Annotated in this window: 15 protein-coding genes; 7 read left to right on the top strand and 8 right to left on the bottom strand. The window is 73.5% G+C overall.

The window, feature by feature from the left end; genetic code table 11:
- A partial coding sequence (locus tag ACZ6A9_RS23810; RefSeq protein WP_468988688.1) for a maltotransferase domain-containing protein occupies window positions 1-717 on the bottom strand: 717 nt, incomplete at its 3' end.
- 872 nt (window positions 718-1,589) lie between these two features.
- Between ACZ6A9_RS23810 and ACZ6A9_RS23815 the strand changes: the two genes are divergently transcribed.
- Window positions 1,590-4,238 carry a glycosyltransferase family 1 protein gene (locus tag ACZ6A9_RS23815; protein ID WP_468988689.1) on the top strand — a complete coding sequence of 883 codons (2,649 nt, stop codon included), beginning with the start codon at window positions 1,590-1,592 and terminating at the stop codon, window positions 4,236-4,238.
- 279 nt (window positions 4,239-4,517) lie between these two features.
- Here the strand turns inward: ACZ6A9_RS23815 and ACZ6A9_RS23820 are convergent, their stop codons facing one another.
- The 6 genes from ACZ6A9_RS23820 to ACZ6A9_RS23845 form a co-directional block, all read right to left on the bottom strand.
- Window positions 4,518-5,039, bottom strand: coding sequence for a DUF1990 family protein (locus tag ACZ6A9_RS23820; RefSeq protein ID WP_468988693.1), 522 nt, complete (start codon window positions 5,037-5,039; stop codon window positions 4,518-4,520).
- Window positions 5,040-5,111: 72 nt separating this feature from the next.
- Entirely contained in the window at window positions 5,112-7,157 is a 2,046-nt protein-coding gene (locus ACZ6A9_RS23825; RefSeq protein WP_468988696.1) for a M4 family metallopeptidase, read from the bottom strand.
- 266 nt (window positions 7,158-7,423) lie between these two features.
- Window positions 7,424-9,193: an ABC transporter ATP-binding protein gene (locus ACZ6A9_RS23830; RefSeq protein WP_468988699.1), complete on the bottom strand. Its 1,770-nt coding sequence runs from the start codon at window positions 9,191-9,193 to the stop codon at window positions 7,424-7,426.
- A complete protein-coding gene (locus ACZ6A9_RS23835; protein ID WP_468988702.1) occupies window positions 9,190-10,911 on the bottom strand; it encodes an ABC transporter transmembrane domain-containing protein in 1,722 nt (573 codons plus the stop codon). The genes ACZ6A9_RS23830 and ACZ6A9_RS23835 overlap by 4 nt, the downstream gene beginning before the upstream one ends.
- A 32-nt stretch (window positions 10,912-10,943) precedes the next feature.
- Entirely contained in the window at window positions 10,944-12,794 is a 1,851-nt protein-coding gene (locus tag ACZ6A9_RS23840) for an ABC transporter ATP-binding protein (RefSeq protein ID WP_468988705.1), read from the bottom strand.
- Window positions 12,791-14,599: an ABC transporter ATP-binding protein gene (locus ACZ6A9_RS23845; RefSeq protein WP_468988709.1), complete on the bottom strand. Its 1,809-nt coding sequence runs from the start codon at window positions 14,597-14,599 to the stop codon at window positions 12,791-12,793. Before ACZ6A9_RS23845 ends, ACZ6A9_RS23840 begins: the two co-directional genes overlap by 4 nt.
- 244 nt (window positions 14,600-14,843) lie before the next feature.
- On the opposite strand from ACZ6A9_RS23845, the gene ACZ6A9_RS23850 reads away from it, so the two are divergent.
- Genes ACZ6A9_RS23850 through ACZ6A9_RS23865 form a run of 4 tightly spaced genes read left to right on the top strand, consistent with a single transcriptional unit; the run spans window position 14,844 to window position 18,463 of the window.
- Entirely contained in the window at window positions 14,844-15,746 is a 903-nt protein-coding gene (locus tag ACZ6A9_RS23850) for an ABC transporter ATP-binding protein (RefSeq protein ID WP_468988711.1), read from the top strand.
- The gene (locus ACZ6A9_RS23855; protein ID WP_468988713.1) at window positions 15,743-16,492 is read left to right on the top strand and encodes an ABC transporter permease; all 750 of its coding nucleotides are present in this window, start codon (window positions 15,743-15,745) and stop codon (window positions 16,490-16,492) included. Before ACZ6A9_RS23850 ends, ACZ6A9_RS23855 begins: the two co-directional genes overlap by 4 nt.
- Before the next feature lie 41 nt (window positions 16,493-16,533).
- Window positions 16,534-17,787: a sensor histidine kinase gene (locus ACZ6A9_RS23860; RefSeq protein ID WP_468988715.1), complete on the top strand. Its 1,254-nt coding sequence runs from the start codon at window positions 16,534-16,536 to the stop codon at window positions 17,785-17,787.
- Entirely contained in the window at window positions 17,777-18,463 is a 687-nt protein-coding gene (locus ACZ6A9_RS23865) for a response regulator (protein WP_468988716.1), read from the top strand. The genes ACZ6A9_RS23860 and ACZ6A9_RS23865 overlap by 11 nt, the downstream gene beginning before the upstream one ends.
- A 15-nt stretch (window positions 18,464-18,478) precedes the next feature.
- Here ACZ6A9_RS23865 and glgX read toward each other — a convergent pair whose 3' ends face one another.
- On the bottom strand, window positions 18,479-20,740 hold the full coding sequence (gene glgX / locus ACZ6A9_RS23870; RefSeq protein WP_468988718.1) for a glycogen debranching protein GlgX: 2,262 nt from the start codon (window positions 20,738-20,740) through the stop codon (window positions 18,479-18,481).
- Between the two features lie 191 nt (window positions 20,741-20,931).
- On the opposite strand from glgX, the gene ACZ6A9_RS23875 reads away from it, so the two are divergent.
- Window positions 20,932-22,158, top strand: a complete 1,227-nt coding sequence (locus ACZ6A9_RS23875) for a L,D-transpeptidase (protein WP_468988721.1) — start codon at window positions 20,932-20,934, stop codon at window positions 22,156-22,158.
- A 162-nt stretch (window positions 22,159-22,320) separates the two neighbouring features.
- On the top strand, window positions 22,321-23,562 hold the full coding sequence (locus tag ACZ6A9_RS23880; protein WP_468988725.1) for a L,D-transpeptidase: 1,242 nt from the start codon (window positions 22,321-22,323) through the stop codon (window positions 23,560-23,562).
- Window positions 23,563-23,622: the final 60 nt, after the last annotated feature.

Here is a 23,622-nt window from a genome sequence, read left to right on the forward strand (position 1 = left end):
CAGCGGCAGCGGGTCACTGCTGGTGACCAGCTCCCGCAGCGGATACCCCGCCAGCACCGCCTCCACCTCCGGCGTCAACGCCGCCGCCAGCCGGGACGCCGCCGGACGGCTCTCGTCCCGCAGCGCTCCCACGGCCGCGAGCAGCACGTCTGACGACGCGGGGTCGGGCACGGCGGCCGCGGCCCGTTCGTGCAGCCGGGCGCCCTCCTCCAGGACGACCTCCGTGTCCATGCCCGCCGGGATCTTGATGCGTGCGTGGTGGCGCCAGGTGGTGACCGGGTCGCTCCATGCCTCCACGGTGTACGTCCACGCTCCGGGCTCGCCGGCGGTGACGGTCGCCCCCCACCGGTCCGTGCCCGGCGCCAGCTCCCGCATCGGCGTGAACGGCCCCGGACGCCCCTCGGGATCCTTCAGCACCACGTTGGCGGCCACCGCGTCGTGCCCCTCCCGGAACACCGTGGCCGAGATCTCGAACGACTCGCCGGTGACGGCCTTGGCCGGGCGGCGCCCCTGCCGGACCATCGGGCGGACGTCCAGCACGGGTATCCGTCCCACGGCGGTCGCCGGAGCGGCTCCGGACGGTGGTGCGGGGGCCGGGGCGGTGACGGGTGGGGGACCGGTCCCGGCACGGCGGCCGGGGGACGTACCGGCGGCTGTCTCCACGGGTGCCGGGGCGCCGTGCGCCGGGGGTGAGGACGAGTGGTGCTTGGCGGGCATGACCGCTCCTGTCCGCGTCAACGTCGGTGGGCTGATGACTGTGGGGAGGTGGGTCCTGCGGGGTCTCTGTGGGGTGTACCCGCAGGAGCCTTCCCACACTGTTCGGGTGGGCAATCCGGCACTTTGTTAACTACTCACGCGTATGTCGACACACAAGACCGGCCTCGTCCGCACGGGTCGGAGGCGGTGCCCGACGGGCCCATCGTGGGCTCGTTCCCACTGGCGCGAGGGTCACGCAGGGATCACCGGCGCGAGGTGTGCGCGCGGGCACCGTCACGGGGGCGGGGCCCGCAGGAGCCGGTCCCGCGAGACGGGCCCGCACCCCGGCGCCTTCCCGGTCGGCGCCTCCCTGAGCAGCGCTTTCGCCTCCTGGCCCGGGGTCGGCCGACGGTGCGCGGCGAGGTGGGGCGCCGGTGCGGGGCGGGCGTGCCGTCGCCGTACCGGAGCGGGCGGCGCGCGCGGTGGCGCCCGGAACCGCACCGAGGTGATCGCCGCCCCCGGACCGCACGAATCCGGCGCGGACCGCGGTGGGAAAAGGCCGGATTCTTGCCCTGCCGGCCGTCCGCGCGGACGGTGACGGTCCCGCCCGTTCCCGTCGGCGGGTACCGGACGGCGGCCCCTCCTCGTTGCCTGCGGCGACCGTTGCGTGACGCCGGAGGCGGGGGAGGACGGCGCACGGTGCGGGGCGAAGCGCGACAAGGGCACCCATGAGGGCGGAATCGGCCATGTCCGCCGGAGGTGAATCGTTTGGACAGTGCTGAGGAGGTACCCGTGTCCCTCCGGCCTCCCGCGCGGACCGTGCCCGCGCCGGTACTGTCGGTGGCGATGCCCGGACGCACACCGCGTCTCTCACGAACGCGCCGAGGTGGCTTGTGAAGGCGATCCGTCGATTCACCGTCCGACCCGTGCTCCCCGAACCCCTCCGGCCCCTGAGCGAGCTGGCCCGCAATCTGCGCTGGTCCTGGCACGCCGGGACCCGCGACCTGTTCCGCTCCGTCGACCCCGAGCGCTGGGCCGCCACCGGCGGCGACCCCCTGCGGCTGCTCGGCAGCACGGCGACCGAGCGGCTCACCGAACTGGCCGGGGACCGCGACTTCCTGAACCGCCTCGACACGGTCGCGGACGACCTGCGCTCCTACATGACCGGCGACCGCTGGTACCAGGCGCAGCCCGGCCGGCTGCCCGCCGCCGTCGCCTACTTCTCCCCGGAGTTCGGCATCACGGCCGCGCTGCCGCAGTACTCCGGCGGTCTCGGCATCCTGGCCGGCGACCATCTCAAGGCCGCCAGCGACCTCGGCGCCCCCCTCATCGGCGTCGGGCTGCTCTACCGGCACGGCTACTTCCGCCAGTCCCTGTCCCGGGACGGCTGGCAGCAGGAGCACTACCCCGTCCTCGACCCCAACGAGCTGCCCCTGGACCAGCTCAAGGAGCCCGACGGCACCGCCGCCCGGATCACCCTCGCCCTCCCGGGCGACCGCTCCCTGCACGCCCGGATCTGGCTGGCCCAGGTGGGCAGGATCCCGCTGCTGCTGCTGGACTCCGACGTCGAGGAGAACGACCTCGGCGAGCGCGGGGTGACCGACCGGCTCTACGGCGGCGGCAGCGAGCACCGGCTGCTCCAGGAGATGCTGCTCGGCATAGGAGGTGTCCGCGCGGTCCGCACGTACTGCCGGCTCACCGGGCACCCCGAACCCGAGGTGTTCCACACCAACGAGGGCCACGCCGGCTTCCTCGGCCTGGAACGCATCGCCGAACTGTGCGCCGGCGGGCTGGACTTCGACGCCGCACTCGAGGCGGTCCGCGCCGGGACCGTGTTCACCACCCACACGCCCGTCCCGGCCGGCATCGACCGCTTCGACCGCGAGCTGGTCGCCCGGCACTTCGGCCCGCACGCCGAACTGCCCGGCATGGAGGCCGACCGCATCCTCAGGCTCGGCAGGGAGACCTACCCGGGCGGCGAGCCCGACCTGTTCAACATGGCCGTGATGGGGCTGCGGCTGGCCCAGCGCGCCAACGGGGTGTCCCTGCTGCACGGCCAGGTCAGCCGGGAGATGTTCTCCGGCCTGTGGCCCGGCTTCGACCCCGAGGAGGTGCCCATCACCTCCGTGACCAACGGGGTGCACGCGCCCACCTGGGTCGCCCCCGAGGTCTTCCGGCTCGGCGCCCGCCGGATCGGCACCCAGCGCGCCGAGGAGGCGCTGAGCATCGGCGACTCCGACCGCTGGGACTCCGTCGCGGACATCCCCGACGAGGACATCTGGGAGCTGCGCCGCTCCCTGCGGGAACTGCTGGTGCTGGAGGTCCGCGAACGGCTGCGCGCCTCCTGGCGGCAGCGCGGCGCCGGGACCGCCGAACTGGGCTGGATCGACGGGGTGCTCGACCCGGACGTGCTCACCATCGGGTTCGCCCGGCGCGTCCCGTCGTACAAGCGGCTGACGCTGATGCTGCGCGACCGGGACCGGCTGACGGACCTGCTGCTGCACCCCGAGCGGCCGGTGCAGATCGTCATCGCCGGCAAGGCGCACCCGGCGGACGACGGCGGCAAGCGGCTCATCCAGGAACTGGTCCGCTTCGCCGACGATCCGCGCGTGCGCCACCGGATCGTGTTCCTGCCCGACTACGGCATGGCCATGGCGCAGAAGCTCTACCCCGGCTGCGACATCTGGCTGAACAACCCGCTCAGGCCGCTGGAGGCGTGCGGCACCAGCGGCATGAAGGCCGCGCTGAACGGCTGCCTCAACCTGTCGGTGCTGGACGGCTGGTGGGACGAGTGGTTCCAGCCCGACTTCGGCTGGGCCATCCCCACCGCGGACGGCGCGGAAGGGGGCACCTCCACGCTTCCGGCAGGGGGGGAGGATCCGGAGCGGCGCGACGACATAGAGGCCGCGGCGCTGTACGACCTGCTGGAGCAGCGGGTGACGCGGTCCTTCTACGAGCGCGGACGCAGCGGGCTGCCGGACCGCTGGATCGAGATGGTGCGGCGGACGCTGAGCCTGCTGGGCCCGAAGGTGCTGGCCGGTCGCATGGTCCGGGAGTACGTCGAGCGGCTGTACGCGCCCGCGGCCCACGCTCACCGTGCGATGGACCCGGAGTCCGCGCGGGCGCTGGCCGGGTGGAAGGCGAAGGTGCGGGCCGGCTGGCACGGGGTGGCCGTCGACCACGTCGAGACGACCGTGACGACGGCCATGGCGGAGCTCGGGAGCACGCTCGGGCTGCGGGTGCGGGTGGCGCTCGGCGGGCTGAAGCCGGAGGACGTCGAGGTGCAGGCGGTGTCCGGGCGGGTGGACGAGGAGGACCGGATCGCCGGCGCGGCGGCTGTGCCGCTCAAGCCGGTGGGGGCGGCGGACGAGGAGGGGCGCTGGGTGTACGAGGGGCCGCTGACGCTCGACCGTACGGGGCCGTTCGGGTACACGGTGCGGATTCTGCCGAGTCATCGGCTGCTGGCTTCGGGGGCGGAGCTGGGGTTGCTGGCGGTGCCGTCGGAGGACGTGGTGGAGGGGGCGGGGTTGTTGATGCGGTGAGGGTGGGTGTGGGTGCGGGTGGGTGCGCTGGGTGCCGCCTGCGCCCACCCGTGCCGCCCCAGCGGCACGACTGCCCGCAGGCTAGGGGTGGGGAGGGGTGAGGGGCGGCTGCCCGCAGGCTAGGGGGTGGGGAGGGGTGAGGGGCGGCTGCCCGCAGGCTAGCTGGGGGGTGGGAGGGGTGGCGGGTGACTGCCCGCGGGCTGGGGGGTGGGAGGGTGGCGGGTGACTGCCCGCGGGCTGGGGTCGGGGGACGAGGGGCGGCTGACGGCGGGTTCGGGGTCAGGACTCTTCGAGGCCTTGGGTGGCGAGGCGGCGGAGGACCTTGCCGCAGCGGCGGGCGTAGGCGTGCTGGAGGCCGCGGGTGGCCGGGCCGCCCGCGCGGGAGTACCAGCGGGCCGGCCTGCTGAACGCCGAGACGGTCAGCCACACCGTCCCGTCGCCGGTGCGGTCCACCACGAAGGCCTCCTCGCCGCTTTCCGGGTGGCCGGCCAGGGTGCCGTACGCCCAGCCCGCCCTGCGGTACTCCTCCACCGTCCACACCACCCGGCACGGCGCCCTGACCACTCCGGCGAGGGTGACGGTGACGTCGACGCCGGGGGCCGCCCGGTCGGCGCCGGTCTCGATGCCGACGCCGAGCTCCCGGTGCAGCTCCCAGGTGAGCAGCGCCTGCGCGGCCTGCCGGAAGACCGCTTCCCCCTCGCCTAGGCGGGTGCGCACCCGCAGGGGGTGGAAGCCGGGAGGGCAGAAACCGGGATCCCGGGTCGCGCCGACGTGGTCGTAGGTGAAGTCCGCCGAAGACATGGGACCCAAGAGTAGGGCGGCGCCCACGCCGTGGAGAAAGGCGGGGCGCCGCTCGTGTGACGCGTCCCCGGTTTACGGGAAGGTGAGCTTCCAGCTGTTGATGTAGCCGGTGTCGTAGCGTGCCCGGTCCTGCACGCGCAGCTGCCAGGTGCCGTTGGCGGTCTCGGCGGAGGCGTTGACCGTGAAGGTCTGGCTGATGTTGTCCGCGGAGCCGCCGGTGCGGTTGCGCAGGTTGTACACCGTGCCGTCCGGGGCGACCAGGTCGACGATCAGGTCACCGCTGTAGGTGTGCACGATGTCGACCGCGACCTGGAGGTTGGACGGCGCGTTGCCCGTCCGTCCGGTGACGGTGACGGAGGACGTCACCGCGGAGCCGTAGTCCGGGATCGACACGTCGGCGGTGTTCTCGAAGGACGTACCGCCACCGCCGCCGTCACCGGGGCGTGAGCCGACGCTGACGCCCGCCCAGGCGTCCTGCACGGCCTTGTACTCGGCGCTGGTCGTGCCGTACAGCTCACCGGCGGCCGCCAGGGTGCCGGTGCGGGCGCCCGCGTAGTTGGTGGTGGAGGTGAACTTCGTGGTGAGCGCGCGGAACCAGATCTTCTCCGCCTTGGCGCGGCCGATGCCGGTGACCGGGAGGCCGTCGGAGGTGGCCGAGTTGTAGGTGACACCGTTGATGGTCTTGGTGCCGCTGCCCTCGCTCAGCAGGTAGAAGAAGTGGTTGGCGGGGCCGGACGAGTAGTGGACGTCGACGCTGCCGATGCCCGAGTACCAGTAGTCCTTGGACGCGCCGTCCTTGCTGGGCTTGTCCATGTAGCGCAGCGGGGTGCCGTCGCCGTTGATGTCGATCTCCTCGCCGATGAGGTAGTCACCGACGTCGGAGGAGTTGTTGGCGTAGAACTCGACGGTCGCGCCGAAGATGTCGCTGGTCGCCTCGTTCAGGCCGCCGGACTCGCCGCTGTAGATCAGGCCCGCGGTGTTCGAGGTGAGGCCGTGGGTCATCTCGTGCGCGGCCACGTCGATCGAGGTCAGCGGGTTGGCGTTGCCCGAGCCGTCGCCGTAGGTCATGCAGAAGCAGCTGTCGGACCAGAAGGCGTTGACGTAGTTGTTGCCGTAGTGGACCCGGGAGTAGGCGCCCACGCCGTCACCGCGGATGCCGCTGCGGCCGTGCACGTTCTTGTAGTAGTCCCAGGTCAGGGCGGCCCCGTAGTGGGCGTCGGCGGCGGCCGACTCCAGGTTGGACGGGGTGCCGTTGCCCCACACGTCGTCGGAGCCGGAGAACAGGGTGCCGGTGCCCGAGGTGCCGCGGTTGAGGTTGTACGTCTTGTGTCCGCCGCGCGCGCCGTCGGTGAGGTTGTACGTCGACCCGGACTGCGTGGTGGTCAGGTCGACGGTGCCGCTGTAGACGGTGTGGCCGGTCCCGTTGTGGACGGCCTGCCACTCGTACAGCTTCTCGCCCGTGGTGGCGTCGGTGACGACGTGCAGCTCCTGCGGGGTGCCGTCGTGCTGGAGCCCGCCGACGACCGTCTCGTACGCCACGACCGGGCTGCCGCCGGCCGCCCAGATCACCTTGCGGGGGGCGCGGTCGACGTCCGGGCTCTCGGCCTTCTCGGCCTTCGCCGCGGACAGCGCCTGCTGCTCGGCCTTCGCGGCCGGCACCGTGGCGGTGGTGGTCGCGGGCTTCACCGCGGCGCGGGTGGCCTTGACGACGGACTCGGCCCGGCCGGCCGCGTCGCCCTGGACGACCAGGTCGCCGCCGAGGACGGGAAGGCCGTCGTAGGTGCGCTCGTAGCGCACGTGCACGGTGCCGTCGCGGTCCTTGAGGACGTCACGGACGACGAGCTTCTCCTTGGCGCCCAGGCCGAGGTCCTTCGCGGTCCGTGCCTTGGCGGCGTCGGCCTCGCGGAGCAGCGCGGCGCGCTCGGCGGGGGTGAGCCTGACCGACTCCGAGCCCGGCTTCGCCTTGCTCTCGGCCGCCGGTGCCCGCTCCGGGGCGGCGGTGGCGGAGCCGGACTGCACGGCCGTGGCGATCAGCGCGGCCACCCCGGCGAGGGCGACGGCGGCGGCACGGCGGTGCGTGGTGTGGGGGGTGCGTCTGTGGGACGACCTGGTTCTCAACGCTGACTCCTTCTGCGTGGCCGCGGGTCGCGCGGCCTGGGGAGACCGGCCGGCGGGTGAGCCGTCCGGGCAGAACGGAAGTGCGAGGTGCTCTGAGCCGTGGCCGCCGCCCAGCGGTGGGGTGGAGCCGTGGGGTGGAGCTGTGGGGTTGCTGTGGAGCGGCCGTGGGAAGAGTGGCAGGGGATCGCGGTTGCTGTCAGGAGCGCGTCAATACATTGGCCGGAAATCGTCCGTTGTCCGGGAGTTAAGGTTCGGTATACGAACGGTCAAGTCGCGGACACGTCGGCCTTGCGGTCTCCGTGCCAGGAGTGCCAGAGGGAGGCGTACACCCCGCCGGACGCCACGAGGGCCTCGTGGGTGCCCAGTTCGGTGAGGCGGCCGTCCCGCATCACCGCCACCCGGTCCGCGTCGTGCGCGGTGTGCAGCCGGTGGGCGACGGCGATGACCGTACGGCCCTGAAGGACGGCGGCCAGCGCCCGCTCGGTGTGCCGGGCGGTCGTCGGGTCGAGCAGGGCGGTCGCCTCGTCGAGGATCAGGGTGTGCGGATCGGCCAGCACCACCCGGGCCAGGGCCAGTTGCTGCGCCTGCGAGCCGTCGGTGGGGTGGCCGCCCTCGCCGAGCACGGTGTCGAGTCCTTCCGGCAGCTCCCGCACCCACGTCTCCGCGCCCACCGTGCTCAGCGCCGCCCACACCTGCGCGTCGTCCGCCTCCGGCTCGGCGATCCGCAGGTTGTCGCGCACCGACCCGAGGAAGACGTGGTGCTCCTGGGTGACCAGCACCACCTGCCGGCGCAGCCGCTCCGGGTCGAGAGCGGACACCGGCACCCCGCCCACCGTCACCGTGCCCGACGTCGGCGCGTCGACGCCCGCCAGCAGCCGGCTCAGCGTCGTCTTGCCCGCGCCGGACGGCCCCACCACGGCGAGCCGTTCGCCCGGCGTCACCGTCAGGTCGACGCCGCGCAGCACCTCGACGCCCCCGTCGTACGCGTAGTGCACCCCCGTCGCGTCGATGCGGTCGCCGGCCGGGTCGGGGCCCTCACCCCGCCCCGCCGCGCGCGGAGCCCGGGCCAGACCCTCCACCCGGGCGAAGGAGGCGCCGCCGGACTGGAGTTGCTCCAGCCGCATCAGCACCTCGTCCAGCGGCCCGGTCAGCTGGAGCAGGTACAGCGACACGCTCACCACGGCTCCCACGCTCACCGAGCCCCCCTGGTGCAGCCACCCGCCGAGCAGCAGCACCCCGGCCATCGGCACGGTGTACGACAGCTCGACCACCGGGAAGAACACCGAACGCAGGAACAGCGTGTGCAACCGGGTGCGCCGGGAGACCTCCAGCGCCTCGCGACTGGCCCGCACCCGCCGCTCCTCCAGCCGGAACGCCTCCACCGTGCGGGCGCCCGACGCCGTCGCCGCGACGATCTCCGCCACGTCCGAGTTGGCCGCCCCCTCCGCGAGGTAGCCGTCACGGGCCCGCCGCAGGTACCACCGCAGCACCAGCCAGATCGGGGTCAGCCCGAGCAGCCCGAGAGCACCCAGCACCGGATCCACCACGAGCACCGCGCTCATCAGGAACAGGGCCTGGACGGCGTTGACCAGGAGCGCGGGCCCCGCGTCGCGCAGGGTCGTCCCCACCGTGGTCACGTCCGCCGTGCCCCGCGCCGTCAGGTCCCCCGTACCGGCCCGCTCCACCACCGACGACGGCAGCGCCAGCGCGCGGTCCACGAACCGCTCCCGCACCCGCGCCAGTGTCCGCTCCCCGAAGCGGTGCCCGACGTAGCGGGCCCAGCGGGACAGCAGCAACTGCGCGACGGCGCACAGCAGGATGACCGGCGCCAGCCGGTCCACCACCGCCGTCCCGCCCCCGGCGCGCACCTCGTCGACGATCCGCCCCAGCAGCCAGGGCCCGGCCAGCCCCGCCAGGGCCGCCAGCCCGTTGAGGGCCAGGACGCCCGCGAAGGCCCGCCGGTCGGCCCGGACCAGTCCCGCGGCGGCCCGCCGCACATCGGCGGGCCCGGCGAGGGGAAGCCGCTCCCCGCTCATCCTCGTACCTCCTCGGGGGCGTTCTCCTCGGCGTCCCTGGCCACCAGCGCCCGGTAGCCCGGCTCGCCGTCCAGCAGCTCGCGGTGGCTGCCGTCCGCCACCACCTTGCCGTCGGCCAGGAAGAGCACCCGGTCGACCCGGTCGAGGACCAGCGGCGAGCTGGTCACCAGCACCGTCGTACGGCCCGTGCGCGCCGCGCGCAGCCGGTCGGCGGCCGTGGCCTCGGTGTGCGCGTCGAGCGCCGAGGTCGGCTCCACCGCCAGCAGGACCTCCGGATCGACCAGCAGCGCCCGCGCCATTCGCAGGCGCTGCCGCTGCCCGCCGGACAGACTCCGTCCCTGTGCGGACACCGCCGAGGAGAGCCCGCCGGGCAGCCCCTGCACGATGTCGTCGGCGGCGGCCGCGTGCAGTGCCCGCAGCACGTCCTCGTCGGACGCGTCCCGGGGCCCGGCCACGACCTCCCGCAGCGGACCGGCGAACAGGTCGGCCTCCGGGTCGGCGACCAGGATCCGCTCCCGCACCCGGGCGAGCGCGATCGCGTCCAGCCGGATCCCGCCCCACGTGGCCCCCGACGGCGCGTACCGGCCGAGGCGGTCCACCACCGCGAGCGCGTCGGCGGGACGCGCCGAGACGAGCGCGGTCAGCCGGCCCGGCGGCACCCGCACCCCCGACTCCGGGTCGTGCAGCTCGGACGGCCCGGCCGGCGGGTCGGCGGTGGCCGCGTCGGCGGGCGGCTCGAGCCGCAACAGCGCCGCGACCCGCCTGCCCGCCACCACGCCCCGGCTGAGCTGGTAGCCGCACTCGATGAGGAACATCACCGGCCACACCAGCACGGCCACGTAGCCGTACACCGACACCAGCTCGCCCACCGTGATCTCGCCCTGCGCGGCCAGCCGCGCCGCGATCCAGGTCACCCCCGCCAGGAACAGCGCCGGCAGCCCCGCGGAGAGCGCCTGGATCCAGCTGGTCACCGCCCCGACCCGGTACCCCTGCTCCCGCAGCCGCCCCGAGTCCCGGTGGAACGCGTCGGAGACCAGGTGCTTGCCGCCGAGCCCGCTGAGCACCCGCAGCCCGCCGGCGAGGTCGCCGATCCGCGCGGTCAGCACCCCCTGCCGCTCCCGGTACTCCGCCTCCGTGCCCCGCAGCCGCCCCGTCAGCGGCCCCACGGTCAGTCCGATGACCGGCACCCCCAGCAGCACCACCACCGCCAGCAACGGCGACACCGACAGCAGCAGCCCCGCCACCACCGCGTACGCCACGACCGCGCCGACCCCCGGCCCGACGGCCGTGAGCGACTGCGCGATCATCTGCACGTCGCCCACCCCGATGGTGACGACCTCCCCGGCACCGGCGCGCCGCTCCAGCGAGGCGCCGAGCCGCACCGTGTGTCCCACGACCACCTTCACCGTGCGGAAGTTGGCGTCCATCCGCACCCGCGTCATGATCCGGTGCCGCATGATGCTCAGCCACGCGTTGAAGGCGTTCACCCCGAGCAGGGCGCCGGTCCACAGCGCCAGCACCCCCATGTCACCCGCCGTCAGCCCGTCGTCCACCGCCCGCGACATCGCGTACGGCGTCGCCGCCAGCAGCACCATCCACACACTGCCGAACACGGCACCCGCCGCGCACCGCCCCGGCTGCCGCAGCACCAGCCACCACAGATAGCGGGCACCGCCGCGGCAGTCCGGCGTGCCGGGATCCTCGTACGCGTCGATCATGTGGTCACCCTCCCCCGTCCAGGCCCGCCCGCCTACGCCAGACTGTCCCGCCACGCCCGGTGCAGGTCCGCGAACCTGCCTGTGCCGCCGATGAGTTCGGCCGGGCTGCCATCCTCGACGATCCGCCCGTGCTCCATCACCAGGACCCGGTCCGCGATCTCCACCGTCGACAGGCGGTGGGCGATCACCACCGCCGTGCGTCCCTTCAGCACCGTCGCCATGGCCCGCTGCACCGCCCGCTCGCCGGGGATGTCCAGGGAGCTGGTCGCCTCGTCCAGGATGAGGACCGCCGGGTCGGCCAGCAACGCGCGGGCGAAGGAGACGAGCTGGCGCTGGCCGGCCGAGATGCGGCCGCCCCGCTTGCGCACGTCGGTGTCGTAGCCGTCGGGGAGGGCGGCGATGAAGTCGTGCGCGCCGATCTCCTTGGCCGCCCGCTCGATCTCCTCCCGGGTGGCGTCCGGCCGGCCGATGGCGATGTTCTCCGCGACCGTCCCGGAGAACAGGAACGCCTCCTGCGTCACCATCACCACCTCGCGCCGCAGGTCACGTCCCGTCAGGTCGCCCAGGTCCACGCCGTCGAGCAGCACCCGGCCGTCGGTGGGGTCGTAGAACCGGGCGAGCAGCTTGGCCAGCGTCGACTTGCCCGCTCCGGTCGAGCCCACGACGGCCACGGTCTGCCCGGCCGGCAGGGTGAGGCGGAAGCGGGGCAGCACCTCGCCGCCGGTGCGGTACGCGAAGCGGACGTCGTCGAAGACGACCTCGCGGCCGGGGAGGCCCGGGCGCCGCCCGGGAAGCTCCCGGGGGGACACCGGCTCGGGCACGGACGGGGTCTGGGCCAGCAGGCCGGCGATCTTCTCCAGGGAGGCCGCCGCCGACTGGTAGGAGTTGAGGAACATGCCGAGCCGGTCGATCGGGTCGTACAGCCGGCGCAGGTACAGGACCGCCGCCGCCAGGACGCCGAGCGCCAGCGACCCGTCCGCCACACGGTAGGCGCCCCACAGCACGATCAGCGCGACCGTGGTGTTGGCGGTGACCCGGGAGCCGACCACATAGCGGGCCATCTCCAGCAGCGCGTCACCGTTGGTCCGCTCGTGCCGGCGGTTCAGCACCGCGAACTCCGCGTCGTTCGCCGCCTCCCGGCGGAAGGCGCGCACCGGGCGGATGCCGTTCATCGTCTCGACGAACTTCACGATCACCGCGGCGATGGCCGTCGACCGCTTCCGGTACACCCGTCCGGCCCGTCGCCGGTACGACCGCACCAGCAGGTACAGCGGCACGAACGACGCCACCGCCACGGCACCGAGACCCAGGTCGAGCCAGAGCAGCAGCACCGAGATGTAGACGGCCGAGAGGACGACCATCACCAGTTCCTGCAGGCCCTCCTCCAGCAGCTCCCGCAGGGACTCCACGTCGGTGGTGGAGCGGGAGATGAGGCGGCCCGAGGTGTACCGCTCGTGGAAGTCGACGCTCAGCTCCTGCGCGTGGCGGAAGATCCGGCCGCGCAGGTCGAGCAGTACGTCCTGGCTGACCCGGGCTGAGGCCTTGACGAACGCGTACTGGAGCGTGCCGGACGCCGTCGCGCACAGCAGGTAGGCCACCGCCACCGCGATCAGCGGCCCGTGGTCGTCGCCGCGGAACGCCGGCACCGCCCGGTCGATCGCGTACGCCACCAGCAGCGGGCCGGCCTGCACCGCGGCCTGCTGGAGCAGCAGCAGCACGGCCGTGACGGCGACCCTGCCCCGCAGGGGCGAGAGCAGGGAACGCAGCAGGATGCCGGTGGCGCCCGGGGGAGCGGGCAGCTGGTCGTGGTCGAAGGGGTCCCCCGTCTTCGGGGTCCGGTCGTCGTCCTCGTCCCTGACCGGTGCGGTGGCGGCCGCCGTCATCGCTGGACCTCCTGTTCCCCTGCCGGGGCACCGGCCATGAGGTGGGCGTACTCGGGGTTGCCGCGCAGCAGTTCGTGGTGCGTGCCGACGGCGGTGATCCGGCCGCCGGAGAGCAGCGCGACACGGTCGGCGAGCAGGACCGTGGAGGGGCGGTGCGCGACGATGAGGGCGGTGGTGTCCGCCAGCACACGGCGCAGGGCGGCCTCGACGGCGGCCTCGGTGTGCACGTCGAGTGCGGAGAGGGGGTCGTCCAGGACGAGGAAGTCCGGGCGGCCGACGACGGCGCGGGCCAGGGCGAGGCGCTGGCGCTGGCCGCCGGAGAGGCTGAGGCCCTGCTCGCCGACCTGGGTGTCGGTGCCCCGGGGCAGCGCGTGCGCGAAGTCGGCCTGCGCGACGGCCAGGGCGCGGGCGAGGTCCTCCTCGCCGGTGCCGCCGCCCATCAGCACGTTCTCTCCCACCGTCGCGGAGAAGAGGGTGGGTTCCTCGAAGGCCACGGCGACGCGGGCGCGCAGTTCCTCGCGGGACATCGCCCTGATGTCCGTCCCGTCGAGGGTGATGCGGCCCTCGGTGACCTCGTGGAGGCGGGGGACGAGGGCGGTGAGCGTCGTCTTGCCGCTGCCGGTGGCGCCGACCAGGGCGAGGGATTCGCCGGGGCGGATGTGCAGGTCGATGCCGTGCAGGACGGGAGCCGAGCCGTCGGGTGCGTCGGGGTAGCGGAAGCTGACGGAGTGGAAGACCAGGCCGCCTTCGCCGTCCCGCGGGCGGGCGCGGCTGCCCGCGGTCGCGGCGGACCGCGGCCCGGCCGCGGAGGACTCGGGTTCGGCGTCCATCACCTCGAAGTAGCGCTCCGTGGCCGTCGCCGCCTCCTGGCTCATGGCCAGCAGGAAGCCGATGGAGTCCACCGGCCACCGCAGGGCCAGGGCGGTGGACAGGAACGCCACCAGCGTGCCCGCCGACAGCGAGCCGTCCGCCACCCGCACGGCACCCAGCACCAGCGCCGCGCCGATCGCCAGCTCCGGGAGCGTCACGATGACGCCGAGGATCGTCGCCAGCAGCCGCGCCTTGTGCAGTTCCGTCCCGCGCAGGTCGCCCGACAGCTTCCGGAACGCCACGGCCTGGCTGCGGTGCCGTCCGAAACCCTTGATGATCCGGATGCCGAGCACGCTCTCCTCGACGACCGTCGTCAGGTCGCCCACCTGGTCCTGCGCCCGCCGCGCGGCCCCCGAGTACCGCTTCTCGAAGACCACGCACGTGATCAGCACCGGCACGGCCGGCACCAGGATGACCAGCCCCAGCGTCCAGTCCTGTACCAGCATGATGATCACACCGACCAGGATGGTCACGCCGTTGACCAGCAGAAACGTCAACGGGAAGGCGAGGAACATCCGCAGCAGCATCAGGTCCGTGGTGGCCCGCGACAGCAACTGCCCCGACGGCCACCGGTCGTGGAAGGCGACCGGCAGCCGCTGCAGATGCCGGTACAGGTCCGCCCGCATCTCCGCCTCCACGTGCGACAGCGGACGCGCCACCAGCCACCGGCGGAACCCGAACAGCAGCGCCTCCGCGAGCCCGAGCAGCAGCAGGTACAGCGCACCGAGCCACACCCCGGCCGGGTCCCGGTCGGCGATCGGGCCGTCCACCATCCACTTCAGGACGAGCGGGATGACCAGACCGATGCAGGAGGCCAGGATCGCGATGAGAGCGGCGGTGGACAACCGCGCCCGCACCGGCCGCACGTACGGCCACAGCCGCAGCAGCGTGCGCACGGCGGAACGGGACTCCGGGGGAGAAGGTGTAGTGGGCATCAGCAGCGAGCCTACGGTTCGCCACTGACGCTGCCCACCGAGTTTCGGCCGGAGCGGCCTCCACCGCTGGTCCTACGACCTGGGCCCGCGACCTGGTCCTACGACCTGGTCCACGGCCCGCGCCCACGGTCCGTCCGCGGCCCGGGCCGCGGGAAGGTCGTACCGCGTATCAACCGATCGGCCGATGCCGGTTCGAGCGCATCGCCCGATGTCCCGGCGGTGCCCGCACCGCGACGCTGGAGCCATGTCCGTCATCGACGTCACCGATCTGCGCAAGTCCTACGGAGGCCGCGCGGCCGTCGACGGTGTCTCCTTCACCGTCGAGGAGGGCGAGATCTTCGGGATCCTCGGCCCCAACGGCTCCGGCAAGACCACCACCGTGGAATGTGTCGAGGGCCTGCGCGTCCCCGACGCAGGCCGCGTCCGCGTCACCGGCCTCGACCCCGTCACCGACCACGAGGAGGTCACCCGCGTCCTCGGAGCCCAGCTCCAGCAGAGCGAACTCCAGCCCAAACTCACCGTCCGCGAGGCCCTGGAGCTGTACGCCTCCTTCTACCCGCGGCCCGCCGACTGGCGCCCGCTCGCCGAACGGCTCGGTCTCACCGGGAAGCTGACCACCCGGTTCGGCAAACTGTCCGGCGGCCAGAAACAGCGGCTGTTCATCGCGCTCGCCCTGATCGGCACCCCGCGGATCGTCGTCCTGGACGAGCTCACCACCGGCCTCGACCCGCGCGCCCGGCGCGACACCTGGGAGCTCATCGAGGACGTCCGCGCGGGCGGCGTCACGGTCCTGCTCGTCACCCACTTCATGGAGGAGGCCCAGCGCCTCTGCGACCGCATCGCGGTGATCGACCAGGGCCGGGTCGCCGCGCTGGACACCCCCGCCGGACTGATCCGCCGCTCGGCGGGCGCCACCGTCATCAGCTTCACCCCGTCCGCCCCGCTGGACGACGCCGACCTGAACGCGCTGCCCGGGCTCACCTCCGTCCAGCACAAGGACGGCCGGGTCACCCTGTCCGGCACCGACGACACGGTCAACGCCGTCATCACCCTCCTCGCCCGCTCCCGCGTCACCGCCCACCAGCTGCGCGTCACCGACGCCACGCTGGACGACGCCTTCCTCGACCTCACGGAGGCCACGGCATGAGCACCGACGTCCTCGACACCGCGGTCCTCAGGACCGAGTTCCGCCTCTTCCGGCGCGAGCCCGGAGGCATCTTCTGGGTCATGCTCTTCCCGACCGTGCTGCTGGCGATCCTCGGCTCCATCCCCTCCTTCCGTGAAGCCGACCCGAGCCTCGGCGGTCTGCGCCCGGTCGACGCCTACGTGCCCGTCGCCGTCCTCCTCGGGCTGATCGTCGGAGGGCTCCAGGGCATGCCGCCCACGCTCACCGGCTACCGGGAGACCGGCATCCTGCGCCGGATGTCCACCACCCCGGTGCGTCCCGCCGCCCTGCTCACCGCGCAGATGGTGGTGTTCGGCGCCGCCGCGCTGCTCTCCGCCCTGGCCGCCCTCGCCGTCGGCCGGCTCGCCTTCCGGGTGGCCCTGCCGGAACAGCCCCTCGGCTACCTGCTCGCCCTGTCGCTCGCCCTGCTCGCCTCCCTCGCCCTGGGGGCCGTGCTCTGCGCCGTCTCACGCACCACGAAGATCGCCACCGCGATCGGCTCGACCGCGCTCTTCCCCGCCATGTTCACCGCGGGCGTGTGGCTCCCGGTCGAGGCCATGCCGGACCTGCTGGCCGACATCGTCGGCTGGACCCCGTTCGGCGCCGCCGCACAGGCCCTGAACGAGGCCGCGGCCGGCGACTGGCCCGGGGGTCTCCACCTCGCGGTCCTGGCGGGGTGGACGGTCCTGCTCACGGCGGCGGCCACGCGCTGGTTCCGCTGGGAATGACGACCGGGAGCGGACGCGCGGACGTGACCGACAATGACGCCATGGCAGAGGCGACACAACTGGACCGGCGGTGGGCGGTGTTCGACCGCTGGGGCCCGTACGGACTGCTGCTCCTGAGCACGCTGATCGCCTGGGCGACCGCCGACGCCCTCGGCATGAGCACCGGTGAACGACTCGCGTGCGGCCTCCTGATCGTCGCGGCCGTCGCCGTGGAACTGCGGTGGAACGGGGTGGCCGACGGGCGTGCGGGACCGTCCGCGGCGGGCGCCCGCCAGTACGCCCTGCGCTGGGCGCTCGCCTTCGCCCTCACCCTGCTGCACCCGCTGTTCGCCTTCTACGCCGCCCTCGGCTACTTCAGCACCGAGCGGCTGCTTCCGCCCCGTCTGCGCAAGGCCGGTCTGTTCGCCACCGCCGTGACCATGGCGGGCTCCCAGTCGGGAGGGCTGCCGCCGGGCGACGGCCTCGGCTGGGTGCTCTTCGGCTCCCTCCTCGCGGCCAACAGCGTGCTGGCCCTCCTCTTCGGCCACTTCGCCGAACTGGAGGAGGCCCGCAGCCGGGCCCGGGTGGAGACCATCGCCGAACTGGAACGCACCAACACCGCGTTGCAGCTGGCGCTCGACGAGAACGCCGCCCTGCACACCCAGCTCCTCGTCCAGGCACGGGAGGCCGGGGTCGCCGACGAGCGCCGGCGGCTGGCCGCCGAGATCCACGACACCATCGCCCAGGGACTGACCGGCATCATCACCCAGCTCCAGGTGGCGGGAAGCGTCCCGGACCCGGCCGTGGCCCGCACCCACCGGGACCGGGCCCTCGCCCTGGCCCGCGAGAGCCTCGGCGAGGCCCGCCGCTCCGTGCACAACCTCTCCCCGGTCGCGCTCGCCGACGGCGGGCTGCCCGGGGCACTGCAGAGGACCGTCACCGCATGGGGCGAACGCACCGGCGCCCGCGCCGGGTTCACGGTCACCGGCACCGCCGAGCCGCTGCACGACGAGGTGGCGGCCACCCTGCTGCGCATCGCCCAGGAGGCCCTGTCCAACGCCGCCCGCCACGCCGCCGCGGGACGCGTCGGCGTCACCCTGTCCTACATGGGCGACGAGATCACCCTCGACATCCGCGACGACGGCCGGGGCTTCGACCCGCTCGCCGTCCCCGCGCGCACCGGCACCGGCGGCTTCGGCCTCGACGGGATGCGGGCCCGCGCCGAACGCGTCGCCGGGGCGCTCACGATCGAGTCCGAACCCGGCGGCGGCACGGCGGTCTCGGCTCGCGTACCGTTGGTCCGCCATGACCGATGACGCCCCGACCGACGCCGTGACCCGCGACGCCGTGACCGGCGACGCCGTGATCTCCCTCCTCGTCGTCGACGACCACCCCGTCGTACGCGACGGCCTGCGCGGCATGTTCGACTCCGCGCCCGGCTTCCACGTCCTCGGCGAGGCCGCGAACGGCGCCGAGGCGCTGGAACGGGCCGCCGCCCTGGACCCCGACGTGATCCTCATGGACCTGCGGATGCCGGGCGGGGGCGGGGTCGACGCCATCCGGGAACTGTCCCGCCGGGGCGCCCGCGCCCGGGTCCTGGTGCTGACCACGTACGACACCGACTCCGACACCCTGCCCGCCATCGAGGCGGGCGCCACCGGCTACCTGCTCAAGGACGCGCCCCGCGAGGAACTGTTCACCGCCGTCCGCGCCGCGGCCCAGGGCCGTACGGTGCTCTCCCCGGCCGTCGCCTCCCGCCTCGTCTCCGCCGTCCGCACCCCCGCGGCCCCCGGCAACGAGCCGCTCTCCGCCCGCGAGCGCGAGGTACTGGCCCTGGTCGCCAAGGGCACCTCCAACCGGGAGATCGCCCGCGAACTGTTCATCAGCGAGGCGACCGTGAAGACCCACCTCACCCACATCTTCGGCAAGCTCGGCGCCAAGGACCGCGCCGCTGCGGTGGCGGTGGGCTACGACCGGGGCATCCTCGGCTGAGCACGCCCCCGACCGTCAGGACCGCACCCGCAGCAGCAGGACCGACCGCCCCGGCACCGTGATCCGGGTCCCCGCGCGGTGCTCCGTGTCCGGCGCCCGGTCCTGTTCCTCCCGGGCGGTGTCCACCACCACCTCGTACCGCCCGGCCCACGGCGGCCCCGGCAGCTCGAACTCCACCGGAGCGTGCCCCGCGTGCAGCACCGCGAGGAAGCTGTCGTCGAGGACCGGCGCCCCCCGCTCGTCGCGCCCCGGGATGTCCCGCCCGGAGAGGTACATGCCGAGCGTGGCGGCCGGCGCGTACCAGTCGTCCTCCGTCATCTCCGTGCCCCACGGGGTGAACCAGGCCAGGTCGCGCAGCCCGTCCGCGGAGTGCGGGCGCCCGGAGAAGAACGCCCGGCGGCGCAGCACCGGGTGTTGGTGGCGCAGGGCGGTCAGCCGGGACGTCAGCTCGAACAGGGGCCGCCAGCCGGGATCGTCCAGCAGGGACCAGTCCACCCAGCCGATCTCGTTGTCCTGGCAGTAGGCGTTGTTGTTGCCGCGCTGGGTGCGGCCCATCTCGTCACCGGCGACCAGCATCGGCACACCCGTCGACAGCAGCAGCGTGGTCAGCAGGTTCCGCGCCTGCCGCCGGCGCAGGGCCCGTACGTCCTCGTCGTCCGTCTCGCCCTCCGCGCCGCAGTTCCAGGAGCGGTTGTCGTCCGTGCCGTCCCGGTTGCCCTCGCCGTTCGCCTCGTTGTGCTTGCGGTCGTAGGACACCAGGTCCCGCAGGGTGAAACCGTCGTGCGCGGTGACGAAGTTGACCGAGGCGTACGGCCGCCGGCCGCCCCACGCGTACAGGTCGCTCGACCCGGACAGCCGGTAGCCCATCTCCCGCACGTCCGGCAGGGCGTGCCGCCAGAAGTCCCGTACCGTGTCGCGGTACCGGTCGTTCCACTCCGTCCACAACGGCGGGAAGGCGCCCACCTGGTAGCCCCCGGAGCCGACGTCCCACGGTTCCGCGATCAGCTTCACCCGGCGCAGCACCGGGTCCTGCGCGATCACCGCGAGGAACGGCGACAGCATGTCGACGTCGTGCATGGAACGGGCCAGCGCCGCCGCCAGGTCGAAGCGGAAGCCGTCCACGCCCATCTCCGTCACCCAGTAGCGCAGCGAGTCGGTGATCAGGCGCAGCACGTGCGGCTGGACGACGTGCAGGGTGTTGCCGCAGCCCGTGTAGTCGGCGTACCGGCGCGCGTCGTGCTGGAGCCGGTAGTAGCCCCGGTTGTCGACGCCCTTCAGGGAGAGCGTGGGGCCCAGCTCGCCCGCCTCGGCGGTGTGGTTGTAGACCACGTCGAGGATCACCTCGATCCCCGCCGCGTGCAGGGCGCGCACCATCCGCTTGAACTCGCCCACCTGCTGTCCCGTCGACCCCGACGCCGCGTAGCCGGCGTGCGGGGCGAAGTAGCCGATGGAGTTGTAGCCCCAGTAGTTGCGCAGGCCCCGCCGCAGCAGGTGGTCCTCGTGGGCGAACTGGTGCACCGGAAGCAGCTCGACGGCCGTCACGCCCAGCTTCACCAGGTGCTCGACCGCCGCCGGGTGCGCGAGACCGGCGTACGTGCCGCGCAGCTCCTCGGGGACCCCCGGATGCCGCTGGGTGAAGCCCTTGACGTGCAGCTCGTAGATGACCGAGTCCGCCCACGGCGTCTTCGGCCGGCGGTCGTACGCCCATTCGTCGTCGGGTCCGTCGTCGTGGACCACCACTCCCTTGGGGACGTACGGCGCCGAGTCCCGGTCGTCGCGCACGGTGTCCGCGACGTGCTGCTCCGGCCAGTCGCGGACGTGCCCGTACACCTCGGGCGGCAGCAGGAAGTCCCCGTCCACCGCGCGGGCGTACGGGTCGAGCAGCAGCTTCGCCGGGTTCCAGCGGGCGCCGGTCCACGGGTCCCAGCGGCCGTGCACCCGGTACCCGTACCGCTGCCCCGGCCGCACGCCCGGCACGAAGCCGTGCCAGATGCCGTGCGTCAGCTCGGTGAGCCGGGCGCGGCTCTCCCGGCCGCGTTCGTCGAACAGGGACAGCTCGACCCCCTCCGCACCGCCCGCCCACAGCGCGAAGTTGGTCCCCGCCACCCCGTCCGGGCCGGTCCGGAACCGGGCGCCCAGCGGCGTCGGCCGCCCCGGCCGGACCGGCACCGCCGGCACGGGCGGCGCCGGCCGTGCCCCGTTCACGACGACGGCCGGGCGCCCGTCCCCGGTGGCCCGTTCTCCGGCCACCGCCTCCTGCTCGGCTGCGCTGGACACCTGTCAGCCTCCCGCGGCTCGTGGGGGACGACGGCGGACAGGGGTGCGCGACGGCCCGTCCCATCGGCTCCGTCCGCGGCTCCCCGGCGCGTCGTCCTCCCACTGTTCTGCCCAGGGCGCGGCTCGCACTCACGTTTCCCCGGAGGGCGGCAGGGTCGTTTCCGGAGGCGAGGCCCGTCGTTGGGTACCCCGTGAGGCACGTAACTGGGCGCGCACGGCGCGCGAGGGCCGCACTGGCCGTCGTAGTGACATGGGCAGGACTCTTGACCGCAACCGCCGGATGTACCGCGGACGGCCCCGTCCGGGGGGCGTTCGGGCCCCCGGGCGGGGGCGACGCCATCCGGGTGGTTCCCGGCGACGGCAGCGAGGACGTACGGCCCGACTCCCCGCTGCGGGTACGGGTGCCCGACGGACGGCTGGAGTCGGTGAAGGTCGTCGCGTCCCAGGACGCGCGGGAGTCGCCGGTCCCGGGACGCGTCTCCGCCGACGGGCTGACCTGGAAGCCCGACGACGACCGGCTGGCACTCGCGGCGAAGTACACCGTCGACGCGGTGGCCGTGGACGGCGAGGGCCGCCGCTCCGCCCGGCACACCACGTTCACCACCTTCGTCCCGGAGGAACGCTTCATCGGCTACGTGGCCCCGGAGGACCGCGCCACCGTCGGCACCGGGATGATCGTCTCCCTGGAGTTCAACCGGAAGATCACCCGCCGCGCGGCCGTCGAACGCGCCGTCCGCGTCACCGCCCGCCCGGCCGTGGAGATCCGCCCGCACTGGTTCGGCGACTCCCGCCTGGACTTCCGGCCCGAGCACTACTGGAAACCCGGCACCAGGGTCACCGTCGACCTGAACCTGCGCGACGTCGAGGGCGCGCCCGGCGTGTACGGCCTCCAGCGCCGCACCTTCACCTTCACCGTCGGCCGCAGCCAGGTGTCGGTGGTGGACGCCTCCCGGCACACCATGCGGGTGCGGCGGGACGGGGAACTGCTCACCACCGTGCCCATCACGGCGGGGGCGGCGAAGACGCCCACCTACAACGGCAAGATGGTGATCACCGAGATGCTCGAGGTCACCCGCATGAACAGCCGCACGGTCGGGTTCGGCGGCGAGTACGACATCCCCGACGTGCCGCACGCCATCCGCCTGACCAGCTCCGGCACCTTCCTGCACGGCAACTACTGGGCGGAGCCGGGGGTGTTCGGCAGCAGCAACGTCAGCCACGGCTGCGTCGGGCTGCGCGACGACAAGGGCGGGGGCGCGGACACCCCGGCCGGCTGGTTCTTCGACCGCAGCCTCGTCGGCGACGTCGTCGAGGTCGTCAACAGCAAGGACAAGCAGGTGGCGCCCGACAACGGCCTCGGCGGCTGGAACATGAACTGGAAGGAATGGACGGCGGGCGGCGCGGTGACGCGGCGCTGACGGCAACCCCTCGGGCGGCCCGTGGAAGTTGGAACGCAACGGTGACAAAACCGCCGCCGAGAACGCCCCTGGCCTGTGGTTACTATGCGGCCGAGCGCGCGTGGGGCGCGCGGGGGCGCGGGCCCGGCCGACAGCTGCCGGGGCCGCCGAGGGGAGAAACAAGTGAACGTGGGGCCGATATCGGGGGCGTCGGTGGGCGCGCGGCGACGGGGCGGCAGGAAACTGGCGGCCCTGGCGCTCGGTCTGGCGCTGGCGGTCACCGCCTGCGGCGGCGGGGGAGCGGACGCGGGAGCCGGCCAGGACGACGGCAAGGGCAAGGACGCAGCCGCGGCGCAGAGCAAGCAGTCCGAGGCCGTGGTCGGGATCGCGCCGGAGGACGGCGCCGAGTCCGTCAGGACCACCGGCGCGCTGAAGGTGACCGCGAGCAAGGGCAAGCTGACCGAGGTCGTCGTCAAGAACCCGGACGGCGACCCGGTCGAGGGGGAGATATCCGGCGACGGCGCCACCTGGACGCCGTCCACGCACCTCGCCGCCTCGACCGAGTACACGGTGCACGCCGTCGCCAAGGACTCCGAGGGCCGCACCGCCGCGGAGGACTCCAGCTTCACCACCCTGACCCCGAAGAACACCTTCGTCGGTCACTTCACTCCCGAGGACGGCTCCAAGGTCGGCGTCGGCATGCCGTTCTCGCTCCGCTTCACCCGGGGCATCACCAACCCGGAGGACGTCGAGAAGGCCATCCGCATCACCACCGAGCCGGCCGTCGAGGTGGAGGGCCACTGGTTCGGCAACGACCGCCTCGACTTCCGCCCGGAGACGTACTGGAAGGCCGGAACCAAGGTCACCGTCGACGTCAACCTCGACGGCGTCGAGGGCCGCGACGGCGTCTACGGGAAGCAGTCCAAGAAGGTCTCCTTCACCATCGGCCGCTCGCAGGTCTCCGTCGTCGACGCCAAGAAGCTCACCATGGAGGTCCAGCGGGACGGCAAGGTCATCAAGACCATTCCCGTCACCACCGGCAAGGCCGGCATGGAGACCTGGAACGGCCAGATGGTCATCAGCGAGCGGCTCAAGGTCACCCGCATGAACGGCGAGACGGTCGGCTACGGCGGCGAGTACGACATCAAGGACGTCCCCCACGCCATGCGCCTGACCACCTCCGGGACCTTCCTGCACGGCAACTACTGGGGCGGCGGCGCCTTCGGCAACTACAACGCCAGCCACGGCTGCATCGGTCTGCGGGACGTGCGCGGCGGCTGGGACAAGAAGGCGCCGGGCGCCTGGTTCTTCGAGAACTCCATGATCGGTGACGTCGTGGTCGTCAAGAACTCCAACGACGCGGTGGTCGCCCCGGACAACGGCCTCAACGGCTGGAACATGTCCTGGGAGAAGTGGAAGGCGTGACCGGCCGCGTCCCCGCGCCCCTCGAGGGGCGCGGGGGCCCACCCGGCGGGCGGCGCACCT

This window comes from Streptomyces sp. NPDC041124 (assembly GCF_055592385.1).